The sequence below is a fragment of the Frisingicoccus caecimuris genome, assembly GCF_004340975.1.
In the GTDB taxonomy this organism is placed as follows: Bacteria; Bacillota; Clostridia; order Lachnospirales; family Lachnospiraceae; genus Frisingicoccus; species Frisingicoccus caecimuris.
Window position 1 is genome coordinate 1 of the sequence record NZ_SLXA01000033.1, and the last position, 1,511, is coordinate 1,511.

Below are 1,511 nucleotides of genomic sequence, written 5' to 3' on the forward strand. Positions count from 1 at the left end.
ATCGCAAGCCCGTACCGTTCGAATTCTTTTTCGAGACGGTAAAGGGGAACGGCATTTACATACTTGCCATTCATGATGGCAGCACCAAGGGATGGGGAGACAAGGCTTCCGTGGAGCAGATTCCGCGGATGAGGGGCTTTTACCATATGTTCATCCGTTTTGCTGGAATAAACACCGATATGATGTTCTTCTACCTCAACTTTAGCCGGGATAAACTTATAACATCTGGAAATGGCATCAGGAAGCTGCTTCCATCCATTTTCACCGAACTCAGCTGCCAGCTCGTCGGCGCTCATGTAATGGTCAATACGGCGGATTGGAAGACCGGATAAATCAACAGCCTTTTTCCCAGCCTGTTTTTTCTTTTTCGGTGCTTTCAGTTCCAAGTCATCCGGTTCCGGTGCATCCAGATCGCAGATAGCTTCCGCCTCGTTAAAAAATACGATCCTCCCATCTACTTCCATAAAACGGATCTGTTCCGGATCAGACATCTTTTCACTGGATCTGCCAAATCTGTTTTTATTGGAAAGGACTATCTGTTCCATCATCAGCTGCATCTTGTCATTTAATGACTGTGTCTGCTCCGTCAGTTTTTCCACCTGATTCTGCAGTCCCAGGAACAGCTGAACCAATAATTCCTTATCCAGTTTATTCAGTTGTTCTTCTGTGTACTTAAATGCCATAACCGGAACTCCTGTCTTAATACTGGTTCTGATTATAACAGATTTTTCGTATTATCGCTAATTCAGGTCAGATGCCGGTTCGGCATAATGACGGTGGATAAACACCGAAATCCAGTGGATTTACACCTTTTTACCGGTTTTTATATTTTTTTATTTTCAGCATTCTGCACAAACTACATGATGCTGGGTGTTTCTTTCAGTTCTGCGATCGGATGCCGGGCAACAATCTCCAGCCCCTGCATCAGCATCCGGTACTGGTCACCTGTGATTGCCATTGCTTCATCTGCAGAACGTGGCCATCGGAATGCACCATTATCAAGCCTTTTATACATGAGGAGAAATCCGTCCCCTTCCCATAAGAGTGCCTTGATCCGGTCACTTCTTCTTCCGCAGAAAAGAAACAGGGTGTTTTTATCATATGGATCAAGATGAAACTGAAAACGTATGATCGTTGCCAGGCCATCAATCCCACGGCGGAGATCGGTGAACCCCATCGCCAGGTAGACTTTCTTAAATCCAGAAGTATCAGCGTCATTCAACATGGCTGAAAGCCTCTATAAGGTGATGGAGTATTTCAGGAGGGGCAGTGGGAAATATTTCCGCAGAAAGCCCCCTGATATTTTTGATCCTGATCACAGGTGATATCCCTACAGGGGTGTCAGGAACCGGGACACTAGCCGGTGTTACTGTTTTATTATCCGGGGCAGGAAGCTCCACAAATGTGGGAGCTGTATGCTGGAACTGTCCCAGACATGCTTCACGTACCCTGCGCAGCCGGTAATAATAATTCGCTTTTGTGATGTTGTTTTGAGTGCACCATGTTTGGAC

3 protein-coding genes are annotated in these 1,511 nt (G+C 45.9%); 1 reads left to right on the forward strand and 2 read right to left on the reverse strand.

All coding sequences use genetic code 11. The annotated features are described in order from the left end of the window. On the reverse strand, positions 1 to 683 hold a 683-nt coding region (locus EV212_RS13345), incomplete at its 3' end, for an IS66 family transposase (RefSeq protein WP_456298274.1). Between the two features lie 173 nt (positions 684 to 856). Then, complete coding sequence (gene tnpB / locus EV212_RS13350) at positions 857 to 1,225, reverse strand: IS66 family insertion sequence element accessory protein TnpB (protein WP_132094489.1); 369 nt, start codon at positions 1,223 to 1,225, stop codon at positions 857 to 859. A 44-nt stretch (positions 1,226 to 1,269) separates the two neighbouring features. Between tnpB and EV212_RS13540 the strand changes: the two genes are divergently transcribed. Further along, complete coding sequence (locus tag EV212_RS13540; protein ID WP_165873391.1) at positions 1,270 to 1,464, forward strand: hypothetical protein; 195 nt, start codon at positions 1,270 to 1,272, stop codon at positions 1,462 to 1,464. Positions 1,465 to 1,511 lie beyond the last annotated feature (47 nt).